This is a genomic window from Polaribacter sp. 2405UD43-2, assembly GCF_058147125.1.
This window is the reverse complement of the sequence record NZ_JBYVJX010000001.1, coordinates 294,831-318,364: the sequence shown is the minus strand read 5'-3', so window position 1 is coordinate 318,364 and position 23,534 is coordinate 294,831. Positions and strand designations below refer to the sequence as shown.

At 29.8% G+C, this 23,534-nt stretch carries 34 protein-coding genes, 1 tRNA gene and 1 pseudogene; 15 read left to right on the top strand and 21 right to left on the bottom strand.

Annotation, left to right across the window (positions count from 1 at the left end):
* The first annotated feature begins 54 nt into the window (after positions 1-54).
* From ACY2RX_RS01555 to ACY2RX_RS01520, 8 genes are all read left to right on the top strand, one after another.
* Positions 55-127 (top strand) — tRNA-Met (locus tag ACY2RX_RS01555).
* Between the two features lie 13 nt (positions 128-140).
* Positions 141-584 (top strand): hypothetical protein, encoded by a 444-nt coding sequence (locus ACY2RX_RS01550; RefSeq protein WP_490102195.1) that lies wholly within the window; start codon positions 141-143, stop codon positions 582-584.
* Positions 584-2,173: a hypothetical protein gene (locus ACY2RX_RS01545; RefSeq protein WP_490102194.1), complete on the top strand. Its 1,590-nt coding sequence runs from the start codon at positions 584-586 to the stop codon at positions 2,171-2,173. Before ACY2RX_RS01550 ends, ACY2RX_RS01545 begins: the two co-directional genes overlap by 1 nt.
* A complete protein-coding gene (locus ACY2RX_RS01540; RefSeq protein ID WP_490102193.1) occupies positions 2,173-2,613 on the top strand; it encodes a phage protein Gp36 family protein in 441 nt (146 codons plus the stop codon). The genes ACY2RX_RS01545 and ACY2RX_RS01540 overlap by 1 nt, the downstream gene beginning before the upstream one ends.
* 58 nt (positions 2,614-2,671) lie before the next feature.
* Positions 2,672-5,215: a phage portal protein family protein gene (locus tag ACY2RX_RS01535; protein WP_490102192.1), complete on the top strand. Its 2,544-nt coding sequence runs from the start codon at positions 2,672-2,674 to the stop codon at positions 5,213-5,215.
* A 113-nt stretch (positions 5,216-5,328) separates the two neighbouring features.
* Entirely contained in the window at positions 5,329-7,464 is a 2,136-nt protein-coding gene (locus ACY2RX_RS01530; protein ID WP_490102191.1) for a phage tail tape measure protein, read from the top strand.
* Entirely contained in the window at positions 7,464-7,940 is a 477-nt protein-coding gene (locus ACY2RX_RS01525; protein WP_490102190.1) for a phage virion morphogenesis family protein, read from the top strand. The genes ACY2RX_RS01530 and ACY2RX_RS01525 overlap by 1 nt, the downstream gene beginning before the upstream one ends.
* Positions 7,937-8,479: a hypothetical protein gene (locus tag ACY2RX_RS01520; RefSeq protein ID WP_490102189.1), complete on the top strand. Its 543-nt coding sequence runs from the start codon at positions 7,937-7,939 to the stop codon at positions 8,477-8,479. Before ACY2RX_RS01525 ends, ACY2RX_RS01520 begins: the two co-directional genes overlap by 4 nt.
* Positions 8,480-8,507: 28 nt before the next feature.
* Here the strand turns inward: ACY2RX_RS01520 and ACY2RX_RS01515 are convergent, their stop codons facing one another.
* The 21 genes and pseudogenes from ACY2RX_RS01515 to ACY2RX_RS01415 form a co-directional block, all read right to left on the bottom strand.
* Positions 8,508-8,711: a hypothetical protein gene (locus tag ACY2RX_RS01515; RefSeq protein WP_490102188.1), complete on the bottom strand. Its 204-nt coding sequence runs from the start codon at positions 8,709-8,711 to the stop codon at positions 8,508-8,510.
* A complete protein-coding gene (locus tag ACY2RX_RS01510; RefSeq protein WP_490102187.1) occupies positions 8,704-8,925 on the bottom strand; it encodes a hypothetical protein in 222 nt (73 codons plus the stop codon). The genes ACY2RX_RS01515 and ACY2RX_RS01510 overlap by 8 nt, the downstream gene beginning before the upstream one ends.
* Positions 8,922-9,605, bottom strand: a complete 684-nt coding sequence (locus ACY2RX_RS01505; RefSeq protein WP_490102186.1) for a BRO-N domain-containing protein — start codon at positions 9,603-9,605, stop codon at positions 8,922-8,924. Before ACY2RX_RS01505 ends, ACY2RX_RS01510 begins: the two co-directional genes overlap by 4 nt.
* 170 nt (positions 9,606-9,775) lie before the next feature.
* The gene (locus tag ACY2RX_RS01500) at positions 9,776-10,312 is read right to left on the bottom strand and encodes a hypothetical protein (RefSeq protein ID WP_490102185.1); all 537 of its coding nucleotides are present in this window, start codon (positions 10,310-10,312) and stop codon (positions 9,776-9,778) included.
* A 35-nt stretch (positions 10,313-10,347) separates the two neighbouring features.
* Positions 10,348-10,641: an SEC-C metal-binding domain-containing protein gene (locus tag ACY2RX_RS01495; RefSeq protein WP_490102184.1), complete on the bottom strand. Its 294-nt coding sequence runs from the start codon at positions 10,639-10,641 to the stop codon at positions 10,348-10,350.
* Positions 10,638-10,712, bottom strand: a pseudogene (locus ACY2RX_RS01490) (DUF7220 family protein); the annotation flags it as partial. The gene ACY2RX_RS01495 and the pseudogene ACY2RX_RS01490, both read right to left, overlap by 4 nt.
* Complete coding sequence (locus tag ACY2RX_RS01485) at positions 10,696-10,854, bottom strand: DUF7220 family protein (protein ID WP_490102183.1); 159 nt, start codon at positions 10,852-10,854, stop codon at positions 10,696-10,698. The gene ACY2RX_RS01485 and the pseudogene ACY2RX_RS01490, both read right to left, overlap by 17 nt.
* Positions 10,855-10,864: 10 nt before the next feature.
* Positions 10,865-11,287, bottom strand: coding sequence for an LvrA C-terminal domain-related protein (locus ACY2RX_RS01480; protein WP_490102182.1), 423 nt, complete (start codon positions 11,285-11,287; stop codon positions 10,865-10,867).
* Positions 11,275-11,613 carry a hypothetical protein gene (locus tag ACY2RX_RS01475; protein WP_490102181.1) on the bottom strand — a complete coding sequence of 113 codons (339 nt, stop codon included), beginning with the start codon at positions 11,611-11,613 and terminating at the stop codon, positions 11,275-11,277. Before ACY2RX_RS01475 ends, ACY2RX_RS01480 begins: the two co-directional genes overlap by 13 nt.
* Positions 11,614-11,770: 157 nt before the next feature.
* Positions 11,771-12,370, bottom strand: coding sequence for a hypothetical protein (locus ACY2RX_RS01470; protein ID WP_490102180.1), 600 nt, complete (start codon positions 12,368-12,370; stop codon positions 11,771-11,773).
* 4 nt (positions 12,371-12,374) lie between these two features.
* The gene (locus ACY2RX_RS01465) at positions 12,375-12,560 is read right to left on the bottom strand and encodes a hypothetical protein (RefSeq protein ID WP_490102179.1); all 186 of its coding nucleotides are present in this window, start codon (positions 12,558-12,560) and stop codon (positions 12,375-12,377) included.
* A gap of 181 nt (positions 12,561-12,741) precedes the next feature.
* Positions 12,742-12,900 carry a hypothetical protein gene (locus ACY2RX_RS01460; RefSeq protein ID WP_490102178.1) on the bottom strand — a complete coding sequence of 53 codons (159 nt, stop codon included), beginning with the start codon at positions 12,898-12,900 and terminating at the stop codon, positions 12,742-12,744.
* Positions 12,890-13,147 (bottom strand): hypothetical protein, encoded by a 258-nt coding sequence (locus ACY2RX_RS01455; RefSeq protein WP_490102177.1) that lies wholly within the window; start codon positions 13,145-13,147, stop codon positions 12,890-12,892. The genes ACY2RX_RS01460 and ACY2RX_RS01455 overlap by 11 nt, the downstream gene beginning before the upstream one ends.
* Positions 13,147-13,611 carry a hypothetical protein gene (locus ACY2RX_RS01450; protein WP_490102176.1) on the bottom strand — a complete coding sequence of 155 codons (465 nt, stop codon included), beginning with the start codon at positions 13,609-13,611 and terminating at the stop codon, positions 13,147-13,149. The genes ACY2RX_RS01455 and ACY2RX_RS01450 overlap by 1 nt, the downstream gene beginning before the upstream one ends.
* Positions 13,590-13,880, bottom strand: coding sequence for a hypothetical protein (locus ACY2RX_RS01445; RefSeq protein WP_490102175.1), 291 nt, complete (start codon positions 13,878-13,880; stop codon positions 13,590-13,592). The genes ACY2RX_RS01450 and ACY2RX_RS01445 overlap by 22 nt, the downstream gene beginning before the upstream one ends.
* Positions 13,881-13,882: 2 nt before the next feature.
* Positions 13,883-14,053 carry a hypothetical protein gene (locus ACY2RX_RS01440; RefSeq protein ID WP_490102174.1) on the bottom strand — a complete coding sequence of 57 codons (171 nt, stop codon included), beginning with the start codon at positions 14,051-14,053 and terminating at the stop codon, positions 13,883-13,885.
* 176 nt (positions 14,054-14,229) lie between these two features.
* Positions 14,230-14,961, bottom strand: a complete 732-nt coding sequence (locus ACY2RX_RS01435; protein WP_490102173.1) for a DUF3164 family protein — start codon at positions 14,959-14,961, stop codon at positions 14,230-14,232.
* Positions 14,958-15,134 (bottom strand): hypothetical protein, encoded by a 177-nt coding sequence (locus ACY2RX_RS01430; RefSeq protein WP_490102172.1) that lies wholly within the window; start codon positions 15,132-15,134, stop codon positions 14,958-14,960. Before ACY2RX_RS01430 ends, ACY2RX_RS01435 begins: the two co-directional genes overlap by 4 nt.
* Positions 15,127-16,068: an ATP-binding protein gene (locus ACY2RX_RS01425; RefSeq protein WP_490102171.1), complete on the bottom strand. Its 942-nt coding sequence runs from the start codon at positions 16,066-16,068 to the stop codon at positions 15,127-15,129. Before ACY2RX_RS01425 ends, ACY2RX_RS01430 begins: the two co-directional genes overlap by 8 nt.
* Positions 16,069-16,079: 11 nt before the next feature.
* On the bottom strand, positions 16,080-18,164 hold the full coding sequence (locus ACY2RX_RS01420) for a Mu transposase C-terminal domain-containing protein (RefSeq protein ID WP_490102170.1): 2,085 nt from the start codon (positions 18,162-18,164) through the stop codon (positions 16,080-16,082).
* A gap of 3 nt (positions 18,165-18,167) precedes the next feature.
* Complete coding sequence (locus ACY2RX_RS01415; RefSeq protein ID WP_490102169.1) at positions 18,168-18,338, bottom strand: hypothetical protein; 171 nt, start codon at positions 18,336-18,338, stop codon at positions 18,168-18,170.
* Positions 18,339-18,447: 109 nt separating this feature from the next.
* Here ACY2RX_RS01415 and ACY2RX_RS01410 point away from each other — a divergent pair, with 109 nt between their 5' ends.
* From ACY2RX_RS01410 to ACY2RX_RS01380, 7 genes are all read left to right on the top strand, one after another.
* Positions 18,448-19,269 (top strand): S24 family peptidase, encoded by an 822-nt coding sequence (locus ACY2RX_RS01410; RefSeq protein ID WP_490102168.1) that lies wholly within the window; start codon positions 18,448-18,450, stop codon positions 19,267-19,269.
* Between the two features lie 455 nt (positions 19,270-19,724).
* The gene (locus ACY2RX_RS01405) at positions 19,725-19,934 is read left to right on the top strand and encodes a hypothetical protein (RefSeq protein ID WP_490102167.1); all 210 of its coding nucleotides are present in this window, start codon (positions 19,725-19,727) and stop codon (positions 19,932-19,934) included.
* An 82-nt stretch (positions 19,935-20,016) separates the two neighbouring features.
* Positions 20,017-20,196, top strand: coding sequence for a hypothetical protein (locus ACY2RX_RS01400; protein WP_490102166.1), 180 nt, complete (start codon positions 20,017-20,019; stop codon positions 20,194-20,196).
* On the top strand, positions 20,196-20,663 hold the full coding sequence (locus ACY2RX_RS01395; protein ID WP_490102165.1) for a hypothetical protein: 468 nt from the start codon (positions 20,196-20,198) through the stop codon (positions 20,661-20,663). The genes ACY2RX_RS01400 and ACY2RX_RS01395 overlap by 1 nt, the downstream gene beginning before the upstream one ends.
* Positions 20,657-20,824, top strand: coding sequence for a hypothetical protein (locus ACY2RX_RS01390; RefSeq protein WP_490102164.1), 168 nt, complete (start codon positions 20,657-20,659; stop codon positions 20,822-20,824). The genes ACY2RX_RS01395 and ACY2RX_RS01390 overlap by 7 nt, the downstream gene beginning before the upstream one ends.
* A 2-nt stretch (positions 20,825-20,826) precedes the next feature.
* On the top strand, positions 20,827-21,351 hold the full coding sequence (locus tag ACY2RX_RS01385; protein WP_490102163.1) for a TlpA family protein disulfide reductase: 525 nt from the start codon (positions 20,827-20,829) through the stop codon (positions 21,349-21,351).
* On the top strand, positions 21,348-23,519 hold the full coding sequence (locus ACY2RX_RS01380) for a peptidase domain-containing ABC transporter (RefSeq protein ID WP_490102162.1): 2,172 nt from the start codon (positions 21,348-21,350) through the stop codon (positions 23,517-23,519). The genes ACY2RX_RS01385 and ACY2RX_RS01380 overlap by 4 nt, the downstream gene beginning before the upstream one ends.
* Positions 23,520-23,534 lie beyond the last annotated feature (15 nt).

The window sequence follows — 23,534 nt, the reverse complement described above, 5'->3', positions numbered from 1 at the left end:
AAACGTTGCAAATAAAAAATCACTTTCTAAATACAGAAAGTGATTTTTACAAATCGCGAGATAGAGCAGTTGGTAGCTCGCAAGGCTCATTACCTTGAGGTCGTAGGTTCGAATCCTGCTCTCGCTTCTAATTCTATAAAATGTCAAGATTACCATCAGCAAAAGCAAAACCAATAGCCGAACGAATGTTCGTTGAAGATTGCGAGAACGCAAACTATATTGCTGAGTTCTTAAGTTATTCTGAACAGACAATTAGCAAATGGAGAAAAGGTGACCCAAAAAAAGGCATTCTTTCTTGGGATGAGAAAAGAGCGCAAAATTTATCTGCTCCACACAAAATAAAAAACCTTCTTCAGAAACAATTAGAATTAGTTGCTTCAGGAGAAAAAGCAACCATTGATGCAGATGCCTTATCAAAAATATCAAAAGTATTACAAGATGTTTCAGGCAAAGTTTCTACGCAAGTAGCATTATCTGTTTTAAAAGAAGTAGATATGTTTATTAGTGAAGTAGACCCTGAAGAAGCTGTAAAAATATCTAAATGGCATAGAAAGTATTTACTAAATAAAGCTGCTTTAGAATAATGGTTATTGAAGAAAACATAGATAGAAAACTTCAAAAACTTATAGAAGGCTATGACTCTCATTGTAATAGATTAAGAAAAAAATCAGCTTTACAATTTGAAGAATCTCCAAAGGAAAAGAATGACCGTAAAAAGCAACTAGAAAAAGAATATACAGATTGGTTTGAATTTTTCTTTAATGATTATGCAAAAGTAAAATGCGCACCTTTTCATAAGAAGCTTGGAAAGTTAATTATAGACAATCCAACCAGTAGTGTGTTGGCTGAAATTTATAGAAGTGGCGCAAAATCTGTACATATAAATTTAGGGATTCCGCTGTATTTGTACCTCGTAAAAAAAGAGCTTTTCTTTATGTTGTTGGTCGGTCAAACCGATTTAAAAGCAAAGAAGCTACTGTCTGACATTCAGGCAAATTTAGAACACAATCAGCGGATAATCTCTTATTATGGTAAACGCTATAAAACTGGTAACTGGGTTAATGGAGACTTTAGAACCTCTGATGGTGTAAAGTTTTTTTCTTTAGGTTACGGTCAAAATCCACGTGGTATTCGTGAACTAGCAGAAAGACCTGATTATATTTCTGTGGATGATTTAGATAGCAAAAAACGTGTTAAGAATGACCGTTTAAGTCGTGAAGCATTAGAATGGGTTTGGGAAGATTTACAAGGTACTTTTGATGAAGGTTCTCTACGTAGACGTTTTGTAGTTGCCAATAACAACTTCCATAAAAATACAGTTATCAATCAGTTGAAGATTGAATTCAAACGTATTAATAAAGTCGCCAAAGAATATGGAGATAAAATTGAGCATTTTACACTTTCTGTTCCAGCTGTAAAAGATTTAGAAACTTTTGAGCCAGCTTGGAAAGCCAAAACATCTGCTGAATACTGGAAAAAGAAGTTTAGAAAAACGCCTTACCGTTCTTTTATGCGTGAATATATGCACGTTCATATTGTAGATGGTAGTGTTTTTGAAAATGAAGACGTCCTTTACAAACAACGCTATCAATATCGTCAATATGATGCCTTGGTTGTGTATGGTGATTTAAGTTATAAAGATGCTGGAGATTATAAAGGCATTGCTTTTATTGGAAAAAAAGGACGTGAATATAATATTCTAGCTATCTACAACAGGCAAGGTTCTAGAGCCTTGTGTGCGGAATGGTTATACAATCTTTACGAAGACAAGAACCTTGAGAAATACAATATCAGCTACTACATTGAAGGATACTTTGCTATGGATGAATTTGTCAATGATTTTGACGAAGAAGGAGACAAACGTGGGTATCATATTCCTGTGGAATCTGACATTGATAAAAAAGGCGATAAATTCGATAGAATTGAAGCAATGACAGGGCATTACAAACGAAAATCTATTTATATAGATAGTGCAATTAAAGAAGACCCTGATGTAATGTTGTACATAGAACATTTACTTGCTTTTGAAAAAGGAAGTAAAACACCAGTTGATATTTTAGATGCACAACAAGGAGGAATACAAAAGCTAAATAAAGCAACTTTTATAGAGAAATTTGAACCTCGAGTGTTAAGTAGAAGAGAAACTTTAAACAAACGTAAAAACAGATTTTAATGGCATTTTTAACGGTAGAAGATTATTCGGTGCTAATCCGAAAAGAACTAAAAGATATTATTGAAGAGTCTGAATTTGAAGGTGTAGAAGCGGATGCAAAAAGATTACAAGCTGAAGGTATGGCAGTTTCTCAAATTACAAATTCTTTAAGTGGTCGTTTTGATACGGATGCAGTTTTTTCTGCTGAAGGGAATGCTCGAGATAATTACATTGTAATGATTACAATTGATTTGGCAATTTACCATCTATATACTTCAGTTGCACCAAATCTGATTCCTGATGTTAGAAGCACAAGGTATCAAGATGCTTTAGATTGGCTAAAAGATGTAAGAAGAGGCAATGCACACGCAAATTTACCAAGATGGAAAAACGATGCTGGAGAAGATAAATTTGATTTTAGAATTAGCTCTGAAAGGAAAAATGAAAATAACAAATGGTAAAAACACCGTTTAAATACCGTTTAAATTCAATTTTAAGCGAATAAAACAAAAATATAGTATGAAGATTTTCGGATTTGACATAAACCGCTCTAAAGACTTAAAATCATTTCAAGGAAAAAGAAGTGATGCTTCAGGAAAATTGCTGCAAGCAGAAAAGGATTTAATCCTAAAAATAGTAAATGCTTTTAAAGATAGAAGTAGAAAAGACATTGATAAATGGAGGCAAGCTATTAAAATATCTGAACTCCCTGAAAAACCTCGTTTTAATTATTATTATGACTTAATAGATGACCTAAGAACTGATGGACATTTAAAAGCGCAATTACGCTTATATGAGTATGCCATTTTAAATACTGACTTTAGTGTCATAGACCAATCCAACAAAAAACCAAATGAAGAAGCAACTGAATTCTTTAATCAAAAATGGTTTTACGATTTTTTAACAGCAGGTATTCAAAGAGACTTTGTTGGTAATACCATTTTGTTATTTAATGCTTTTTTACCAACTAAAGTTGAGTTTTCAATCATACCAAGGCGTAATGTTGTGCCTCAGCAAAAAATTATGATTCCTGATTTATCTAAGAATGATGTTATTTCTTATGATGACCCTTATTTTGAGAATTGGTTAATTGAAATAGAGGCAAATCAAGATGAACCTTTAGGAATTTTAAATGACATTGTACCAAACTTAATTTGGAAAAGAAATGTGGCACAGTCTTGGGCTGAGTTTTGTGAGAAGTTTGGTATGCCAATGATAACAGCCACTACTAACAAATCTGATGATAAAAGCTTGGATAAAATTGAATACATGTTGCAGCAAATTGGCGAAGCTTCAACAGGAATATTTCCTTTAGGTACAACTGTAGATATTAAAGAAGCAAGTAGAACGGATGCGTATCAAACCTATTCAAAATTCATTCACTTTAACCGTGAAGAAATTTCTGTAGCCATTGTTGGTGGTACAATGATAACAAATGACGGAAGTTCAAGAAGTCAATCAGAAGTGCATGAACGTAATTTAGATGAAAAGATTGCAAAAGCAGTAAAAAGAAGATTAACCTTTTTAGTAAACGATGTTTTAATACCAATATTAAGAAATCAAGGGTATTCTTTTATTTCAGAAAACAGCAGATTTACATTTAACAAATCTCATAATTTAGCATTAGATAAGTATTGGAAAATTACTCAAGGTGTTATGAAAACTCATGAGGTTGACGAAGCTTGGTTGTCTGATACTTTTCACATTCCAATTACTGGTAAAAAAAAAGTCCAAACCAAACCAATAGTAAATAATATTAATGCGCTTGGTTTAAATATTCCTATCTATCCTGAAGACAAATGTTGTGATACCCATTTTTCAGCAATAGCATCTAAAGCTTTAAACAACATTCAAAACATAAGTAATGATTTAGCTGAAGAAATCTATCAGAAAAAAAACACATTAGGGACAGCTGCCAAATTAATAGCTGAAGAAACGCTTTTATTGTTAAATGGTTTAATAACTGGATGGGGAACTTACAGAACTGAAGCTTCTTGGAACGCAACAGACCATTTACTTTTACAAATGATGGAACAAAACATAATTGAGTTTGCAGCATCTAAAACAGAAGCTCGTTTGGCAGCGATGACCGATTTAATGGTAAATAGAGAAAAGAACCAAATCAGGTCATTAAGTGAGTTTAAAGCTGAAGCTGAAAAAGTAACGAAAAACTTTAATACCACTTATTTAGAAACGGAGCGAAACTTTACCATTGCAACTGCTCAAAATTCAGCAGCGTATTTAAGATTTAAAAGTGAAGCTTCAACAGTAACTCCTTATGTACAATATCAAACTGTTGGCGATGATAAAGTGAGAGAAGAGCATCAATTACTAAATGGTAAAGTTTTCAATTTAAATGATACTGAAGCAATGCGCTTATATCCTCCAAATGGTTATAACTGTCGTTGTGAGATGGTGCAATATGTTGGCGATAAAAGTAAAGTTATAAGCGGTAAAGCTGCTATGTCTATAATGGGTGATGATTTTTCAGGTTCTGACTTTGGTTTTAATAGAGCAGACACTAAAGAGGTTTTTAATAAAAGTCAGTTTTATACAGATGATGGAGAAATACTAAAAAATGCCAATACTATTACTTACAAATCTTACAATGGTTTAACATCATTTAAAGAGTTTAAAGGGCTTAAAAAACTGAATTTAGATAGTACCATTTCTCCAGGGAATTCATCAGAACTATTCAGATCGGATGGAAAACAAGGAAAGTCTTTATTTATGGGGTTTACAGACCATTTAAAACGCAAAATAATACTTAAAAACGATGTTTTTAAAAAGCATACTTCAGGAAAATACATTAAAAAAGGAGAAGATAGACACCAACTTTTTCCGTTTGTAAAAGAGGTTTTAAATACGCCTGATGAAGTATGGTTAAATTCAATTAGTAATAAGAAATTTCAATATACCTATATCAAATATTTTAAAGATGAAGCTGTAGTGGTTAAAACGACACTAGGAACTAATAATAATGAAATTGGTACTTGGTATAAATTGAAAAAGAAAGAAGAAGACGAGCGAAAAGGAATTCTATTAAAAAAGAAAAAAGCTTAACACAATCTCCCTTGCGGATATTAAAGCTAGTATGTAAACAGTGACTTTTGGTTATTAAGCTTATTGCAAGATTGTGTTAAACTTCTGATACAAAAGTATAAAAAATAAAATAAATGGCAGCAACAGCAAAATTAAAACTGTTATTGGAACTTGGAAACAAGCTCTTTAATAATAAATTGATGCAAACCAAACGAAAGTTGAATAAAACAACTGACAAAATGAAAGGAAAACTAAAACAGTTAAAACTTTCTACAGTTGATGCATTTTCTGCAATGCGTAATGAAGTACCATTGTTTGGTAGGGCAATGGATTTATTAGGCAATCCATATACGCTCATTGCAGCTGGACTTTTAGCAGTCGTCACACTTTTTGGAAAAGCAACTGTAGAAGCCAAAAAGTTCAATCACGAATTTCTACAAATTAAGCAGTTAAATCTTGATAAAAACAATAAGGATTTAAAGACCTATAAAGGTCTCATAATGGATTCTGCATTTGAAACTGGTAAAAGTTTAACAGATACCACAAAAGCGTATTATGACATACAATCTGCTCTTGGTTTTTATGGAAAAGATGCAGTTACTATTTTTAAAAGTGTTGCCAAATTTAGCACCGCAACTGGTGCAGAATTAAACGATTCCATCAATGCAACCTCTAAAGCAATTAAAGCTTTTGGATTAGATGCTAAGGATACAGATATGTTACTTGCTAGTAATGCAAAAACGGTTCAAGTTGGTATTACCACTTTTAAAGAATTAGCAAAGGTGCAAACAGAGTATGCAGGAGCTGCTGCTGGAGCAGGTCAAAAAGTAGATTCCGCTAATAAACTATTTGCAGTTTTTACATCAATCGCTAAAGATAGTCAGCAAGCTGCCACCTTAACTAAAACCGCTTTTCAAGGATTAACACAAGCAGCTACAGTAAAAGGTTTAAAATCTATTGGAGTTAATATTTACGATGCTACTGGCAATTTGAGAACAATGGAAAGTATTATTGGAGACGTAGATAAGAAATTCAAAAAGATGTCTCCTAAACAGATTGATGAACTAATTAATAAAATTGGAGGTTCTGAAGGTTTGCGTGCATTGTTAACTAAGACTAAAAACGGAGCTGATGATATGTTTAAAACATTTGAAGCTTTTGATTCCTCTAAATTTAATTTAGATAAAGCACTTAAAAATGCAAATGGAGATGTAACTGTTCTAAGTAATTTAGTTAAAAATAGGTTTAACGTAATTATGGCAAAATTAGGAGCAAAAATACTACCACTCGTTCTAAAAATTTTAGTAAAAACAAATAATGTATTAACATTTCTATATAGGAATGGTAAAAAAATATGGTCGTTAATTAAGGATTTAACCATTGCTTTTATAGCATTTAAAACCACAAACATTTTACTAAACTTACAAATTGGCAAATTAGGAGGACTTTTTAGAATGGGATTAGCTGGTGGAATAAAACTTTCTACAAGTGCTATGAAAAACTTCACAGCATCAATTAAAGCAAACGCAATTGGTTTAATTGTAAGCGCAATTGCTGTATTTATATCTAAAATAACTGAAGCTATGGATAAAATAGATGAGTTTAGAGAAAAAATGCTAGAAAAAGATAAAATGTTTGCTGAAAATGTGTCAAATATTTCAAATCCAACTAGTTTAGATAGTGGCTTATTAAACACAAATGATTTAAGCAAAAGACAGGCTGATGATATTTTAAATAGAACAAAAAATAGATTAAATGAACTAAAAGATTTACGTTCCAAATTAAAAGTTCAATTACAAAATCAAGGGTTTAATAGAGATAACATTATAAAAGATAATGCTGAACTAAAATCTTTACAACAATTAAAAAATCCTGATTACCTCCAGAAAAAAAGAATAGACCAATTAAAGTTTAATATTTCTGAACATACCAAGGAAATTACAAAAGGATTTAATTATGAAAAAATTCAAAGTTTAATTAGAAAGAACAAAGGAATTTTAAAAAAACTTGGTGTAAAAGGCGATTTACTTGATGATGATTATGGTGATAATAAAAACAAAAATAATAATTCCAATAATACCGATTATGGAGTAGGAAAAGTTACAGCTGCTGCATCAAGTGCAAAATCTATTGTTATTGAAAAAATAATATTTCATCAAGGAGAAATGAATGTCAGTAATAAAACTTTGAACCATAAAACTCCTGAAGAATTTAAAGAGTGGTATGATGACCAAATGATGAAAGTTGTTAGAAATGCAGAAATGAGCTAATGAGCGATTTTATAAATAAATTAAATAAGGTTTCTAAAGCTGTAGATAGGTTACCTCCAAGATTGGCTGTTGTTGCAGTAAACTTTAGTAAAGAACGTTTTGTGCGTAAAAACTGGGTGGATAGAAGTAGGGTTTCTTGGAAAAAAAGACAACGTAAAGACAGAGGTTCTTTAATGGTTAGAACTGGTAGGTTAAAGCGTTCCATCAGAAAGTTATCAGTAAACAGAAATGTAATAATTATTGGTACAGATGTACCTTATGCTCAAGTGCATAATGATGGTGGAACTATCAAAAAAAATGTTCGTGTAAGAGAACATAATAGAAGAACCAGGAGTGGTAAAAAAGCAACTGTAAAAACACATAAAAGACAAATGAATGTTACACTACCACCAAGGCAATTTATTGGAGAAAGTGCTGTGCTAATGAGAAGATTAGAAAGACAAATAGAACGTGATTTAAAAAATGCCATAAAATGAAAGAATTTTATAAAAAACTACAGTCAACATTATTTGCTCCAGCTTCTAAAACTAAATTTACTGAAGCTGGCGTAAAACCAGTTAAAGAAGTCGATTTTTACAAACAACAATATTTGGTCCAGGAATCTTTTGAAGTGTTAAGTTTACCAGCTGTTTTAGTGCAATTTGATATTGACCATAAAAGAAACCAAGCTACAGTTACTTTACATTGTTGTTATGAAACTATTAGAGATACTTCAGGTAGAAAAAAAGTTACTGGAGACAATGCGCTAAAGTTTTTTGACTTTGTAGATACCGTATATAATTTAGTTGAAGATTTAGAAAGTAATTGTACTGGTAAGTTAGATTTGATTTCCGAAAATCAAGATAAGAACGATGCTATAATTTACACACAATTATTAACGTTTGAATGCTCTTATAATGGTAGAATAAAAAAGGCTACAGATAAGTTTAGTGAAACCGATGGAGATGCAACTTTAGTAACAGAAAGTAATTTGGTAGGAGAAATTAAAGACTTTGATTTTGAAACTGAAAACTAAAAAACCCTCGAATTCGAGGGTTTTAAAATTACTGCTTTATAAAAACTTCACGAGGTGGTAGCATATCTAATACCAAATCTATAGTATAATACACTGTAGCGTGGTCAAAAGTAGCTTCATCTTGTAGTTGTATCGATTTTAATAACGATACAATTCTGTTATAGTGATTTTCTTGCGCAAATGTATGATTACTTACAATAGCAACACCACCTTTTTCTGTTGTCTTAATCATTGCTTTCAGTTTTAGGTTTACAAGTGCCGCAAACTATTAAACGTCTTACCAAACGCTCTCCAATTAATAAAACAATGGCTTTGCGTTTCTCCATTACTTTATGGTCGCACTCTAAAGTGGTGCGTAAATACCAATTGGCTGGGTGCATTTTTACAAAATCTTTTGCAAATGCAGTCATTTCAGACTTTCTTTCAAAATAGATCGTTGGTCTCATATCGCTAAATTTAATTGTAATGGATTTGTAATTTTCTTAGAATTAGATAAAATAAGCTGTACGCCTAATTGGTTGGTAAACCAAGCAGGATGTGTATTACCAAACACCCAAATTTTACTAGCCAAGGTTTGTTTTGCATTTAGCTTTTTTACAATTTGTGCAGCACCAGTAGCACAACATAAGGCTCTATGCACATCGTTAATAGAAAACCACTCTATACCATTTAAGTTAATGACCCTAACAGAAGCCTCTTGAAAGTTTTTGGTTAAAAAAGGCACGTCTCTAGCATCTACAAAAGCATCTTTTTGTTGATACTTGGTAGCATAATAGCCTTTTTTACGGATGCTTGGTAACACTTCTTTAGTTACCCACTTTCTAAAACTTTTGGCTTCTGGCTTGTTGCTACGCATAATTAAGGCGTACAAACCACTTTCTGAAACTAACCAAGTTTCACCTTGACGACCTAAACTTTGTTTAGTGCGTTCATCTTGGTCTAACATTTTGATTGCAACACTAACGTTAGTGTGTTCTAAAACATCACAAACATCTTTAGCAACAAACCAAGGTTCATTTTCAATAATAAGATTTCGAATTTCGTGTTTACTTTCCGAGAATTGGAAAGTCATCACTTTAGATTGCTCATTTTTAGACGGAGCTTGTCTTTCTTTGCTGTCGTACATTTGAAACAAAAATTAAGTTAATAAAATCCCCAGAGGTGTACGACAATAAAAATTGCGATGCAATAGATATCCGCATATCCTCACGAATATGCCCTCTGGGTGTTTTAATGATTTCTGTTTTGAAATGCATCTTGTTTATTTTTATTATCGTACGATGCAAATATATAAAATTATTTTAAGAACAATTCTTTTGGGTTTAAATTACTGTAATGGTTATATATTTTCATAAAAACTTTACTTTTTCTTAATTTTCTATTAGTGTAATCTCCAATTGTTTCAAATGATTTCATATCGTTACCAATATCAGCATTTTCAACTCTTTCAGCTATTTTCATAGCTTTAATTAGCTCTTTTCTATTTTCCTTTAACCATTCAATAAAAAGGTTGTTTACATTGTCTTTATAGATACATTTTTCACTTTTTATTTGTTTTTCTGCATCTTTAAATTCATCAGTCCTACCTTGAAAAACAATTCCTAATAAATAATGAAAAGCCTTTATGTTAGAATTTACACTATAATCACGTTCAATTAATGTGTATTTATCAAAATGATACATTCCAATGTTATTAATATTAGCAGGATATTTTGCTTTTTTTTCTTCAATCATATCTAATCTTTCATTTTCAGCAATTTCTTTTTCTTGCTTTTCAAGTTTGCCCTGTAATTTGTTAATCGATTTATCTAAAAATTTGTTTAGCCATTTCATATTTTAAAAGTTTAATTATTAAACTTTCAAAGATACTACAAACAACACTTTTTATACTTCTTATTAGAACCACAAGGGCAAGGTGCATTTCTATTTATTTTTTCGCTCTTTTTTATAGGTGCAAGTTTCATAGTATGCAACCTAGCAAATAGTTCTTTTATATTGGGTTTTTCTTTGTTGTAATGCTTTATAATAAAGTTTACAATCATTTCTTCAGAAACATTAAAACCTGCGTTTAAATAGCGTTTAACTAGGTTTTGAATACTCTTTAAATTAGTGTCGGTATAAGGCACTTTAGCAGCATCTAAAAGTTGTATTGACTTAATCATTTTTGTTTAATTTTTTTATTAAAAAAACGTCTAATTACATAACCTCTAGCAATACTAATTGCTGTAAAAAAAAAGCACTACTAATACATTTTGAACACCAGAACTGTTAATACCTACTATTGGAAAAATAATGAATGTACTTATCAGACTTATAACAAACCCAACAGTGGTATTAGTAATGGCTTCTAGTAAACTTTGTTTTTTTGTTTGCATATTTCAATTTTTACTCATTATAAAATCTTCTTTGGTATAAATAGGTTTCAGGGTTTAATTTCTGCTGACCCACATTACCAATTAAATGGTTATTGTATCTTTTTATATGTACAAAAACTTTTGCTTTATCATTTTCAGAAAGTGCATCCCAAAGTTTTATAGCTCTTTGTTTGTTTCCGTGTTTATAAGCGTAGGTATTCCAAAAGTTTTTAAAAGATAAATCTAGTTCTATTTTATCAACTTTAAATTCTTTATGGTCTTTAAAATATTGCAAATCTGAATGCATAAAAGGAAACCTTTCTTTAAAGAACTTAACAGTATTATGGGTAACATTCATTTCTGTAGAATAACCTTTTAAAAATCCTTTTAAACAGTATTTAAATAGCATTTTAGAGCCACTTTTATGAGTAACTTGGTATTTTATTTCGTCCATGGGTCTAGTTTTGATATAATGTTTTCTAATTGTAATTTTTGATACTCATTTTCTGACCAAGAAAACAGCTCTACACATATATTTTTTAATGCCCAAGCTTCATGATATTTCAATGTAGTATCATATTTCTTTTTTTGAGTAAAAAGACTTGCTTTTTTTAGGATAGATTTACATTTTTTATCAAATTTATCAGCCAAATCCAAACCAATAGAAACAAATATTTTTTGCGGACTTTCAAACTGATTAAAAGGCAAATCATATAACTTTTGCAGCAATGTATTTGCTGCAATTAGTTCGTCATTTGTAAATTTTAGTTTTAGTTTCATTTTTTACCTAATATTTCTTTTGTTTTTTTTCTTCTTTCTAATACTAATTTTTTACAATTATCACATTGGTTTTTACATATTCCCATTTGAAAAGCATCAAAAAAATTATTAGTACAAAATTTATTGGTTTGATTATTTTTAAAACTTAGCATAATTCTTAATTTAAATACAATCCTGTTGAAACTTGCTTATTGTAACTACCACCTTCTACTTGCATAGAAACTCTATCAGCTACCTCTTTTCCTGACATTTTAGAGGTATCCATTTTTGATACCTGGTCTTTTTTATAGATGCCACTTTTTAAGATGTATTTTGAAAAGAAAATAGGATATAATTCTTGTCTTCGTTTGTTTTTGGTTCTTGGAGTTCTACATCTATTTACCAAAGGCAAAACAGCAATTTTATATTGCTTTTTCATGTGTCTTTTAAAGTATTCGTAGGTAGATGTTAGAGTAACAAAATCTAAATATTCAAGATTTAATATGATTTCTTTTACACCATATGTACTTTTATAAACTTCGTTGTATTTATCTTCTAAAAAGTAGTGTAAAAGTTGTTGGAATAGCATTAAATCAAGCTCAGTTTGATACTTAAAATGATATTGTTTTTTATTGATGTTCTCAATGTCTTTATCAGACAATTTATACTTTGCAATTAGTCTATTTAAAGCTTTTTTAGCAGCTACTTTTTCGCCAGCAACTCCACGATTTACCAATTCATTTACTTTAGCTAATTTTTGTCTTATAGTTTCGTTCATAATGTTACTTTTTAAGACCTATTTGTTTAGATATTTCAGAAGTCATTCCACCAAATTCTCTGTAGGTATTACAAACTTCATACATAATGTTTTGCTGCTCTGTATTTTTTGGTGATGGTAAAAATCGCCACCATCTGCAAACTTCTAATCTTGATGCATTGCATACTTCGTCTATTGTTGGATATTTCATAATAATTCGGGTTTTAAGCCTTATTTTGTTGAATTCGGGTTAAGAGCCTTAGTTATTCGTCTTTGATAACAAGGTTTGTCTAATAAAAGCTGTAGTTCTATAAGCTCTTCAGTTGAGCAAGCACTTAAATATTTTTGCGGATTTACATCGAGTGTAAATACTTTTTGAATTTTTGGCATAGCTACTTCTTTATAAATTTACAGTCTAAAATTGCTCCATCAGGAAAGGTTACTTGATAATCTATACGCAAACCTCTATGTTCAGCTTCTAGTAATTTTAATCGTTCTCTAGTTACATTTCGTAAGTAAACACGTCCTTCAGAATAGAATTTATATTGCATCTTTTTTAGGTTCTTTCTCGGTTTCAAAAAGGTTAAATTGTAATGCTTCTTCAGCTTTAATTTTCTTTAAATCTCTAACAGCTGGCACACCTAAATACTCATCAAAAGTTCGCTTGCTAATTTTATAGATAGGAAATACATGTAGTTCGAATATTTTAGTATTAGTCAAACCTACTTTTTGCCATTTTTTGGCAATTTCCTGAATATCTATAATTCTTTGAAGCTTATTTTTTTGATTGTATGCCATTAATTTAATACGATGTTTGGTAGTTTATACTTAAATGAATGTGCTTTTGTTCCAGCTTTCTTAGCAGACCTATTAAAGTTTGCTTTTATGGCTCTAAACTGTCTAATTAAAGCGTCTAATTCGTCTAATTGATAGCTGTTTAATTGCTTTTTTAAGATGCTACTATTCTTCATGAAATTGTTGAAAGAAGTCCAGTTACTAGTGTCGTGAATACCAACATCAGTAGCAATTTTTAACACGATACTTCGCTTTTTTCTACGTTCAATTTCAGTGTACGCATCAATGTTCTTTACAAATGCAAAAGAACTTTCCATTTTACTGCAAAGTGCTTTTACTTCAGCAAGTGTTAAATCTCTTGTAGACTTAGTTCTACCTTTGGTAAAAGCATAGATTAAATCGTGTCTAGATTGTTCATCAATCTTTGCTTTAGATAGCAATGTCATTAACTTTCTGTGTGTAGCCATTTTTCTATATTTTTATCCATTTTATCACTATAATATTCATTATCAATCAAAACATTTGTATAGTTTGATAAGGCGTTGATTGTAGTTCTATTATCTACATTATGGTTGATAATATCAACTTGATAATTTTCGCCTTTTAATTCTGCTGTAACTGCTATAAAACCTTTGTTAAACAAAACCATTTTAACAGCTCTTAAACGTCGCTTAAAAGTGGCTATTTTGCCTTCTTTATGAACTCTTAAATCTTTGACTTGATAATTTGTTTTCATAACTAATAAATTTCTAATTGTACGCTATAATTAAATTCGGTTTGCAACATTTTAATATGTTTGTCATTTACTTTTGTATCATAGTTTTTGAATATTGTTTTACTGTAAGGATTATAATTAATTGCCTTTTTTCTTAAAACACGATGTAAATAATATCTTCTATTGCTACTCATAATCTTTAATTCTTGTTCCCTTGGTTGGATTCGAACCAACACTTGCAAAACCCTCATTTTACAAGCAACCAATTCAAGGGATTTGATTTAATCAAATAAATCAGTTGGTGGTTGTTCATTTCTTACAATCCATAATACAACCGCAATACTTATAAATGCTATTACTAATCCCATAACTATATACTTGAAAATGATAAATTAATATTCTCCCATTTATCGCCATCTTTTGGGCGATGTAAAAACTGATAACCATAACCTTTCATAACGTTACTGTAACCTTCTTTAACAAGTCTAATTCCTTCTATCCAGCGTTCATCAGTAGAATAATCTTCGTGTTTTAACAATTCCATAACTCTACTATGCTCTAAATCTCCTTTTTCATTTCTAACAAGGAAGCCCATAATGAGTTCAAAATCTTTGATGTTTCTCTTTTTTACAACATCGCTTAGATAATCTCTTAATAAATCCACACCTTTTTCAGCACGTTCGTCCCAAGTTGGTTCTGTATCTCTTCGTCTTACTACTCGTTTATCTCCGATGGTATTGGTAATTGAAAAACCGCCTTTGGAATTCTTTCTAATTTGTCCGTATTCTGTTAGTTTTTCAGATTGCGAAACCATGAGTCCAGCAACTTTATCTTTATAAGCTTTAATCATTTCTTGAAGTGTTATTGCCTCAGAAATCAAATCAGTAATATTGGAATCTCTATTTTTTACATATTCCTGTTGCTCTTTTTCACGTTTCTTACGCCTTTTCTCTTTCATTTTAGCAACTTTAGCTTCCATTTCTTCAATGGTCATTTCTCTTGGTTCTACTGGTGCTTGTGTGTCTTTCATTTTATTTGAATTTTGATGGTTATTATTAATTTCTTCGAATTCTACTTCTATATCGTTTACGTTTTTACTCATGCTCTTATAACTTTTAAATTGTTTTCTTCAAGCTCTATTAACTTTCCTACATAGTACGTTTTTGCTTGTTTTTTACGCTTGTATAAATGATGCTTTGCATTAAAATGATTGAGCCAATTATTTAATTCAGCAATTTTTGCTTCTAGTTCAGGTTTGGTATGTATTTTAAGCATGAGACATCTCCTTTTTTTCTTGATTATTTATAGCTCTCTCACGTATAATAATTCGTTTTATTCTACGAGTATCTTCAACAACTTTTACTTGTACAGTTGTCTTTTTTACCTTTACATTTTTTATAATAGGCTTACATTCATCAAAAATGTCTTGTTGTTGTTTTTTATCATAAACTCCATTACATTCACAAATTTTTTGCACATCTTTTAATGTATTTCCAAAAAGCTTTAAGTAGTTTCTTCCAAGTCGACTATCAATTTCATCATAGCCATCTTTATTGTAGCGCACACCTCTTTTAATCTCTTTTTCTAAAGCTTCTGTACCAGCAATTAGTAAAGACATTTGGTCTTCCATTTCATTGTATAAATGAATGATAAACTTAATTGCAGATGCTTTTAAAGAATTGGCTTGGTCTAAAAAAAGTGTAGGTGTATTAATTTTTAATTCAACAAAAAAATCAATTACAAGTTGACTTAAACTATCTATTGAATTGTAGCCTTTTGGTACAGATTTACCAATACTTTGTAATAAATGCTCTATAAATTCTCTAGCAGCCCATTGTCGGCATTTTAAATAGTAATTAAATGGTTCGTCATTATTGTTTATAAACCCTTTAATACCTTCTGTTTTTCCTGCTCCAGCCAAATAAGCAATAGGTACAAATAGTTTTTGGTTTTTTGCTTTAGCAATAGTGCTTTGCATCATTTTATAATTGGTAGTTGGTGCAATTTTCCATTCAGAAAAATTATGTTCTAATTTAGAAGCAACTTTTAACCATATATCGCTACTAATTAACTCCCATTTGTTATTTCGCATTTGGCTAATAGTTGCCGAAGAAACTTCACACTTGTTTGCAACCTTGTTTTGACTACCAAGTTTTAAAACTCGATTTTCAATAGTTTGTACTATTTCTTTTTTTTGTAAGTTTGTCATAAGTAAAAAAATTAAAATTGATTAGATGTAAATTCGTCTATGTCTATATCATCACCGTTAGGAGTGTTGCAATCACTTCCAACGGTTTTTTTATGATTATAAGTTTCAGTTTCTTGATTTAAAAAGATGGTTTCAGCATCAGTAGCCTCGTTTTTAGAGGTGTATTTACCCATCATTAAAGCTGCTTCATCAAAACCTTCAGTAGCTTCTTCAAGTTCTTTTTTACGCCTTTCTTCAATGGCTTTAATTCTTGCTTTTTCTTTTGATATTTTATTAAATTCAGCTTGTGGACCATAAGGCTGTACTTCTTCAAATTCAGAAGCTTCACATAGGTAAATTAAAAATTGTTCATTTTTCTTAAAGACAAATACTTTTGATAAATCTTCTAAATCATAACTTAAAATCACTTCAGGTACTTTACTAAATACCTCATAATTTTCTATTTTGTAGTGATACGTAATTCCTTGTATATCTGTAGAAATTAAACCAAGGTTATTAACTTGTTTCTTCTTTTTCAGTCCAAAAAGCATTGATATTTGAAAGTCTTTTAGTTTTTTTACATTTGGCTTTTCACTTTCTGAATGTAGTAGTTTTGGAGATTTGTTTACACTCTTGTACTTTCTTGAGTAAAAAGATAAAGGTGTATTTCTGTATGCTTCAACAATTAGCATACTTTCACGCCAAGAATCGTGTAAATTAAATTTATCTTTTAGAGCGTTAGATTTTACCTTCTTTAAATATTCAGGAGAACGATGTGCAAATAGTCTATTACTTTTTATACCTTCTCCATAGTAGTATTCAGAAGAATCTGCAAATACAGATTGCATAGTTCCGAACCAACGTTCTAATTTCGCTTTGGACTGAGGATTGTGGCTAATGGTTACTTTAACGCCCATTTGTTCTAATTGAGCAAACAATCTTTTTGCCTCTTCTGTATTATAACCAGGAAACCTGTCAAATACTATTTGATAAGGCAAATAACCCGTTTCATTGACTGCCATTTTAAGAGCAGAAATTACAGACCATCTATCTTCTTTGTAATCAAAATTATAACCAATTACATCTCCACTATGTACATCACGTACAGCAATTATAAACAAGTGCTTTAAATTACCAGCTTCTGTTTTATGTGCTATTAATTGCATTCGAGTAGCATCTACATGCCAACAATCGCCTGCAAAAATTGCATTCTTCATTGGTATATAACCTTCATACATTTTTGCTCCACGTTCGCCAGTTCCAAATCTTGTTTTTGACGTTAAAAATTTTATATAATGTTGTTCAAATATATTCTGACCAAACCAACGTCTACTAGGCATTGCTTTACCTGTAAGTTCACATAAATGAGCTACTTTTCTAATAATACTATCATTAGAATAGTTTTGTCCCATTGCACGCATCTGAACTGCCCAACTGATAATTTCTTTATCTACATGAACCTGTGCATTTGCATTCCATTGTCTTGGTAAATACACTAAATCAACAATAGCGTAACCACCACTAAACATTTTTAAGACTTTTTCTTTAAGTTTCCTGTGATTTTTTGGTAAGTAACGGATGTCATATTTTTCTAATAATTGACAATATTCTTTAAAAAATGCACTCTTACTGGTGTCTAATTGATGCTCATGAATCCATTCTACAGCTCCTTCTAATAATGCAGCAGCAATGCTTAAATTTTCTTGCTGAATTTTTGTATTGTTTAAGTAAGCTCTATAATAAACTTTCTTAATTTCTCTTTTATGATGTAAAAAATGAGGTTCTAATAAAGAAACATTTTTATTTTCCATTGCTTCCTTATAAGCATTTACCAACTCTTCTCTGTCTCCAAATAAATCTCTATAATAGGTTGGTTTTCTGTTAGGAATATTATCTAAAGCGTAGTAAAATTTGTTTTTAATTTTTGCGAAACGCCATCCTTTACCTGTATCAGGTAAAATATTGTGATGCCTATAACAAGGCTGAACTGATGACTTGTAGCGACTTCTAACAGATTCAAACCAATGTTCATTTTTATTGATTAAATCATTTACAAGTTTTTGGCTAACCCAAACAGAATTATTCTTTACTAATATGTCATCTTTTGTAAAGTTCATGTATTAGCTTATAAGTTCTTCTGCTCTTTTTTTAATTTTCCTAACAGCTTCAGTATTTCTATCTTCGTACTTCCCGTTCAAGACATCTCTAACATATCTATCACTATATCCAAGCTCTCTTCCTAGTAATTTTCCAATTCCGTGGAAGTATTTATTTTTAACTGCGCTTTCCATTAATATATTTTTTGTTAATTTGTGTTCGTTATTATATGAACAAAAATCGTAATTATTTTCGAATAAACAAATTTAATTCGAAAATATTTTCGTTTAATTCGAAATATTTATGAAAACCATAAGTGAAAGAATAGGATATTTAGTGGATTTGTTTACTGAAGGAAATAAATCAAAGTTTGCAGAAGAAACTCAAACAAGTGAAGCTAACATTAGAAATTACATCAATGGAACTAAACCAAAATATGATTTTATTTCTAATGTTTTAACTAAATATCAACAGATAAGTCCTGATTGGTTTTTGAATAATAAAGGTGAGATTTATAGAGTTCAAAACGTTGGACATAAATACCTAAACGAAGAATATTACGAAAAAACTAAAAATACAGAAAAAATCAACAAAAAAAACGTTGATAAAAACGTTGAGGTTTTTGAGACAAAACCAAAAGTGCAAAAAACATCGTCATTTCGTGGTAGTAATATAGAATACAGTCCAGAGGGTAAGCTACCAAAAAAACGTAATGGTAATACAGATTTAGTTCCTTATTATGATACAGATTTTGCTGCTGGAGGCAGTATCGCTACTATTGAAGATGTTTCAATACAGCCAGCTTACTATATGGATATTCCTGAATTTTCAGGATGTACAGCTTTTAGAGCCTATTCAGATAGTATGGAGAAACTAATTAAAAGCGGTTCTGTTTTATTTGGTACTAAAATAGAAACTTGGCTAGAACACTTAGAGTATGGGCAAATTTACGGTATTATATGCAATGATGGTCGCAGATACCTTAAATACATAAGAAGAGCAGATAAACATTTAGAACAGTTCCTTTTAAAATCAGAAAACGAAGACTATGATGATTTTGATATGCCAAAGTCAGCAATTCGCTCAATTTGGCTTATTCACGGTTGGTTAAACAAAAGAACTTAAAAGAATCAGCCAAAATTACAATAGGGTTTAAACATTCTTTAAACATCGTTTAAATTAAATTCAACCAAAATTATTAATATCCTTTGTATTTATTGTACTTTTAGTATTACCCCCTATAATTATTATGGCAGGTAATAAAATGACAACATTTTATATCAAAGATAATAATACTATTTTCTTTTTGCAATAGCCACTTTTTGGGTAACGGAAAACCGTGAGTTCTCTCACGGTTTTCTGTGAGCTTAAAAAGGTATAATTTACTCTTTTTTTGGTATTGACAAGTTGTTTTTTCTGTTTTAATTTTACTTTTATAACTGGCAATGTTTGTTATAAGCATTATTCAGAATCTTTATAAAATTATTAAAAAGTTTAAATATTTTAGAAATTGACTAACGTCATTCACAATTTCTAAAACTATGTTAACTTTGAATGGCGAAACTAAAATTATTTTAATTATGAAAAATTTAGATTTAAATCAAATGGAACAAGTTCAAGGAGGTGATTTTCAATGCGTTTTTGCTGTTGGATTATTAGCAGTAGCTGCTGTAGGTTTATTTACAATGGCTGCGCCTATAGCCTATACTGCTGCTATTATAGCTAGTCAATCAGCTACTGTTGCTGGTTTTATAGGTAGCTCTATTGGCGCATCTATGGCTTGTTCTTAATTTATTTAGGGTTGTCTAATTTTTTAGGCAACCTAATTTTAATCACTAAATACTAAAACGTTAAACTTAAATTTTAAAAAAAATGAATTTATTACAAAAAAAAATTTTTTTAGCAATCACTTTATTAATATGTGGTTGGTCTATAGGTCTTATTATTAAAAATGAATATGAAGGCAAACAACTTTTATTCTATATTATAATTTCTGTAAGCGCTTTTTTAACCGGAATTGGAGTTTGGCTTAGCAAAAATAAGAAGGCTTGATGAATAATTCTCTTCGACTTATCATCATTATAATATTTGTAACTTTTGGCTTAACTTATTTAACAGAAAAAATATTAGAGTTAGATAACTTAACTTTAAACACATTAGCAGAGCAATTTACATCTGAACAAATAGAGAGTTTTATGAATTTTAAAAATAAATGGTCAAATATTGGCTATATATTTCTTCCTATTTTTTTAATCTTAAAAACATCTATAATAGCAGCGATACTAGATATAGGCTGTTTCTTTTTTGATAAAGAAATCAAGTACAAAAAACTGTTTAACATAGTAATAAAAGCAGAATTTGTCTTTTTGTTAGTTATTGTTTTTAAAACTACTTGGTTTTATTTCTTTCAAACAGACTATAATTTAGAAGATTTACAAAATTTCTACCCTTTATCAGCTTTAAATATAATAGGTTACGAAGGTTTACAACCCTGGTTATATATCCATTTCAGGTGTTAAATCTATTTGAATTAGCCTATTGGATTATTTTAGCTTATTTAATAGGTAAGGAACTTAATGAAAATACAGATAAAGGTTTTTCAATTGTAGCAAGTAGTTACGGTGTAGGTTTATTAATTTGGGTTGTTGGTGTTATGTTCTTAACTTTAAATATAAGCTAACTATGAAAAAAAAGAAAATAGGTATTATAGTAATCATTAGTATTGTTAGTTTATTATCTTATTTAGGTTACAATATTATTACCAAAACAAAAGAAAAAAGTAAAATAACCAAACAAATACAAACCATTCCAAAGTTTGAGTTAAAAACATTAGATAGTACTTCTTTTACGAATCAAAATTTAAAACCTAATCTATCAACTATTTTCATTTATTTTAATAGCGATTGTGATTTTTGTCACCACGAAGCTGAAAGTATAAGTCAAAACTTAAACAAATTTGAAGATGTTCAATTTATTTTTGTTTCTTTTGAAGAAACAAAAGCAATCAAAAAATTTGCAGAATTATATAAATTAAACAATCAAGGAAATATTGTCTTTTTAGAAGATAAAAAAGGTGAATTTTCTACTATTTTTAATGCCAGTTCTATTCCGTATATTTTAATCTACGATAAAAATAACAAACTTATCAAAAAACATAATGGTCAATTAAATGCAAACGGTATTTTAAGAGTATTGAAACAAAAATGACTAAACAAATAAATCTATCTCAAAAACACTTACAGCAAACTTTTAAACTACAACAAGATCAATCAGATTGTGGTGTAGCCTGTTTATTATCAATTATTCAATATTACGAAGGCACTAATTCTTTAGAAAAGTTAAGAGAATTAAGTGGTACAACAAAACAAGGTACAACCTTGTTAGGTTTGTATCAAGCATCCAATCAATTAGGTTTTACTGCACAAGGCAATGAAGCTGACTTACAAGCAATCATAGACCATAAAGCCCCATTAATACTTCACGTAGTAATTGAAGAACGTTTACAACATTATGTTGTCTGTTATGGTTATAGAAATAATAAATTTATTATTGGAGACCCATCCAAAGGTATTGTAGAGTTAACAATAGAAGAATTAGAAAAAATTTGGAAATCTAAAACTTGTTTAACATTAATACCAAATAACAATTTTGTAAAATCTAAAACACAAACCAACAACAAAAAAAAATGGTTTATAAAATTAGTAAAAGAAGATTCAAAATTAATTAGCTTTAGCATCATTTTAGGTTTAGGTATTGCAATTTTAGGGATGGCAATGGCAATATTTTCTCAAAAACTAATCGATGATATTTTACCCTCAAAAGATTTTAACAAACTAATTACAGGTATTATTTTAGTTGCTTTTCTTTTATTAGTAAGGGTTTTGTTTACAGCTTTAAGAGACTTTTTCTTAATCACACAATCCAAAGATTTTAACAACAGAATTATAGATAGTTTTTACACATCATTATTACATTTACCAAAACCATTTTTTGATACTCGTAAAATAGGTGAATTAGTTGCAAGATTAAATGACACTCAACGTGTTCAAAAAGTTATTAGTCAAATTATTGGCAATACAGCTATTAATATTTTAGTAACTATTGTTTCTTTAGGGTTCTTATTCTTCTATTCTTGGCAAACGGGTTTTATAGCTTCTGTTAGTTTACCTTTCTATTTTTTATTAATTTATAGTTTTAATAAAAAAATTATCAATGCACAAAAAGAAATGATGCAAGGGTATGCTTTTAATGAGAGTAATTATATTAATTCTATGCAAGGTATTGCAACTATTAAAAATAATAATAGGCAATCAATTTTTCAAAAAATCAATCAATTTATTTACGGCAACTTTCAAGAAAAAGTATTTAATTTGGGTAAGATAAATGTCCGTTTATCTATATTTTCTGGTATTTTTAGTGTCTTGTTTTTAATTGGTATTTTAATCTATACTTCTACACAAGTTTATAATGAAGTTATGCAATTGGGAGAATTAATGGCAATTTTAGGGATTGCAGGTTCATTGCTACCCTCTGTTGCAAGTTTAGCATTAATTACAATTCCAATTAATGAAGCCAAAGTTGCTTTTAACAGAATGTATGAATTTACTTCCATAGAAGCAGAAAATAAAGGAGATATTCCTTTATCAAAATTCAATTCTTTAGAAATTAAAAATCTATCGTTTCGTTTTGCAGGAAGAAAACAACTTTTTAAAAATATTAATATATCCATAAATAAAAATGAATGTATCGCAATCGTTGGAGAAAGCGGAAGTGGTAAAAGCACATTAGGGCAAGTTTTACAAAAATTCTACCCTTTTGAAAATGGAGAGATAATTGTCAATAATCAATTTAATCTACCAAATATAAACACAGAAAATTGGCGAAATATTATAGGTATTATTCCACAAGACATTACCATATTTAGCGGAAATGTAATCACAAATATTTTATTAGGTAAAGAAGATACTCCAGAAAATATTGAGAAATTTTGTAACCAATATGGTTTTACAGAATTTGTAAATAGTTTGCCTCAAGGCTTTGCCACAATTTTAGGAGAAGAAGGGATTAATTTATCTGGTGGGCAAAAACAAATCATAGCATTAATGAGAGTTTTATACAAAAAACCTCAATTATTGCTACTAGACGAATTTACCTCTGCAATGGATAGAAAGACAGAAAAGTTTGTTTTAAATTTATTAAAAAAAATAAAATCTGAACTAACTATCATTTTCATTTCCCATAGATTACATTCTTTACCTCAAATAGCAGATAAAATTTATGTATTAGAAAACGGAGTAATTTCCAATTCTGGAACACATCAAGAATTAATGGAAACTACAAATTTTTATAGTGATTTTTGGAAAGAGTTAGTTTAAAATTTGAAAGATAAA

Coding starts and splice junctions, on each gene's coding strand:
- ACY2RX_RS01550 (WP_490102195.1), top strand. CDS start 141: ATGTCAAGATTACCATCAGCAAAAGCAAAACCAATAGCCGAACGAATG.
- ACY2RX_RS01545 (WP_490102194.1), top strand. CDS start 584: ATGGTTATTGAAGAAAACATAGATAGAAAACTTCAAAAACTTATAGAA.
- ACY2RX_RS01540 (WP_490102193.1), top strand. CDS start 2,173: ATGGCATTTTTAACGGTAGAAGATTATTCGGTGCTAATCCGAAAAGAA.
- ACY2RX_RS01535 (WP_490102192.1), top strand. CDS start 2,672: ATGAAGATTTTCGGATTTGACATAAACCGCTCTAAAGACTTAAAATCA.
- ACY2RX_RS01530 (WP_490102191.1), top strand. CDS start 5,329: ATGGCAGCAACAGCAAAATTAAAACTGTTATTGGAACTTGGAAACAAG.
- ACY2RX_RS01525 (WP_490102190.1), top strand. CDS start 7,464: ATGAGCGATTTTATAAATAAATTAAATAAGGTTTCTAAAGCTGTAGAT.
- ACY2RX_RS01520 (WP_490102189.1), top strand. CDS start 7,937: ATGAAAGAATTTTATAAAAAACTACAGTCAACATTATTTGCTCCAGCT.
- ACY2RX_RS01515 (WP_490102188.1), bottom strand. CDS start 8,711: ATGATTAAGACAACAGAAAAAGGTGGTGTTGCTATTGTAAGTAATCAT.
- ACY2RX_RS01510 (WP_490102187.1), bottom strand. CDS start 8,925: ATGAGACCAACGATCTATTTTGAAAGAAAGTCTGAAATGACTGCATTT.
- ACY2RX_RS01505 (WP_490102186.1), bottom strand. CDS start 9,605: ATGTACGACAGCAAAGAAAGACAAGCTCCGTCTAAAAATGAGCAATCT.
- ACY2RX_RS01500 (WP_490102185.1), bottom strand. CDS start 10,312: ATGAAATGGCTAAACAAATTTTTAGATAAATCGATTAACAAATTACAG.
- ACY2RX_RS01495 (WP_490102184.1), bottom strand. CDS start 10,641: ATGATTAAGTCAATACAACTTTTAGATGCTGCTAAAGTGCCTTATACC.
- ACY2RX_RS01485 (WP_490102183.1), bottom strand. CDS start 10,854: ATGCAAACAAAAAAACAAAGTTTACTAGAAGCCATTACTAATACCACT.
- ACY2RX_RS01480 (WP_490102182.1), bottom strand. CDS start 11,287: ATGGACGAAATAAAATACCAAGTTACTCATAAAAGTGGCTCTAAAATG.
- ACY2RX_RS01475 (WP_490102181.1), bottom strand. CDS start 11,613: ATGAAACTAAAACTAAAATTTACAAATGACGAACTAATTGCAGCAAAT.
- ACY2RX_RS01470 (WP_490102180.1), bottom strand. CDS start 12,370: ATGAACGAAACTATAAGACAAAAATTAGCTAAAGTAAATGAATTGGTA.
- ACY2RX_RS01465 (WP_490102179.1), bottom strand. CDS start 12,560: ATGAAATATCCAACAATAGACGAAGTATGCAATGCATCAAGATTAGAA.
- ACY2RX_RS01460 (WP_490102178.1), bottom strand. CDS start 12,900: ATGCAATATAAATTCTATTCTGAAGGACGTGTTTACTTACGAAATGTA.
- ACY2RX_RS01455 (WP_490102177.1), bottom strand. CDS start 13,147: ATGGCATACAATCAAAAAAATAAGCTTCAAAGAATTATAGATATTCAG.
- ACY2RX_RS01450 (WP_490102176.1), bottom strand. CDS start 13,611: ATGGCTACACACAGAAAGTTAATGACATTGCTATCTAAAGCAAAGATT.
- ACY2RX_RS01445 (WP_490102175.1), bottom strand. CDS start 13,880: ATGAAAACAAATTATCAAGTCAAAGATTTAAGAGTTCATAAAGAAGGC.
- ACY2RX_RS01440 (WP_490102174.1), bottom strand. CDS start 14,053: ATGAGTAGCAATAGAAGATATTATTTACATCGTGTTTTAAGAAAAAAG.
- ACY2RX_RS01435 (WP_490102173.1), bottom strand. CDS start 14,961: ATGAGTAAAAACGTAAACGATATAGAAGTAGAATTCGAAGAAATTAAT.
- ACY2RX_RS01430 (WP_490102172.1), bottom strand. CDS start 15,134: ATGCTTAAAATACATACCAAACCTGAACTAGAAGCAAAAATTGCTGAA.
- ACY2RX_RS01425 (WP_490102171.1), bottom strand. CDS start 16,068: ATGACAAACTTACAAAAAAAAGAAATAGTACAAACTATTGAAAATCGA.
- ACY2RX_RS01420 (WP_490102170.1), bottom strand. CDS start 18,164: ATGAACTTTACAAAAGATGACATATTAGTAAAGAATAATTCTGTTTGG.
- ACY2RX_RS01415 (WP_490102169.1), bottom strand. CDS start 18,338: ATGGAAAGCGCAGTTAAAAATAAATACTTCCACGGAATTGGAAAATTA.
- ACY2RX_RS01410 (WP_490102168.1), top strand. CDS start 18,448: ATGAAAACCATAAGTGAAAGAATAGGATATTTAGTGGATTTGTTTACT.
- ACY2RX_RS01405 (WP_490102167.1), top strand. CDS start 19,725: ATGAAAAATTTAGATTTAAATCAAATGGAACAAGTTCAAGGAGGTGAT.
- ACY2RX_RS01400 (WP_490102166.1), top strand. CDS start 20,017: ATGAATTTATTACAAAAAAAAATTTTTTTAGCAATCACTTTATTAATA.
- ACY2RX_RS01395 (WP_490102165.1), top strand. CDS start 20,196: ATGAATAATTCTCTTCGACTTATCATCATTATAATATTTGTAACTTTT.
- ACY2RX_RS01385 (WP_490102163.1), top strand. CDS start 20,827: ATGAAAAAAAAGAAAATAGGTATTATAGTAATCATTAGTATTGTTAGT.
- ACY2RX_RS01380 (WP_490102162.1), top strand. CDS start 21,348: ATGACTAAACAAATAAATCTATCTCAAAAACACTTACAGCAAACTTTT.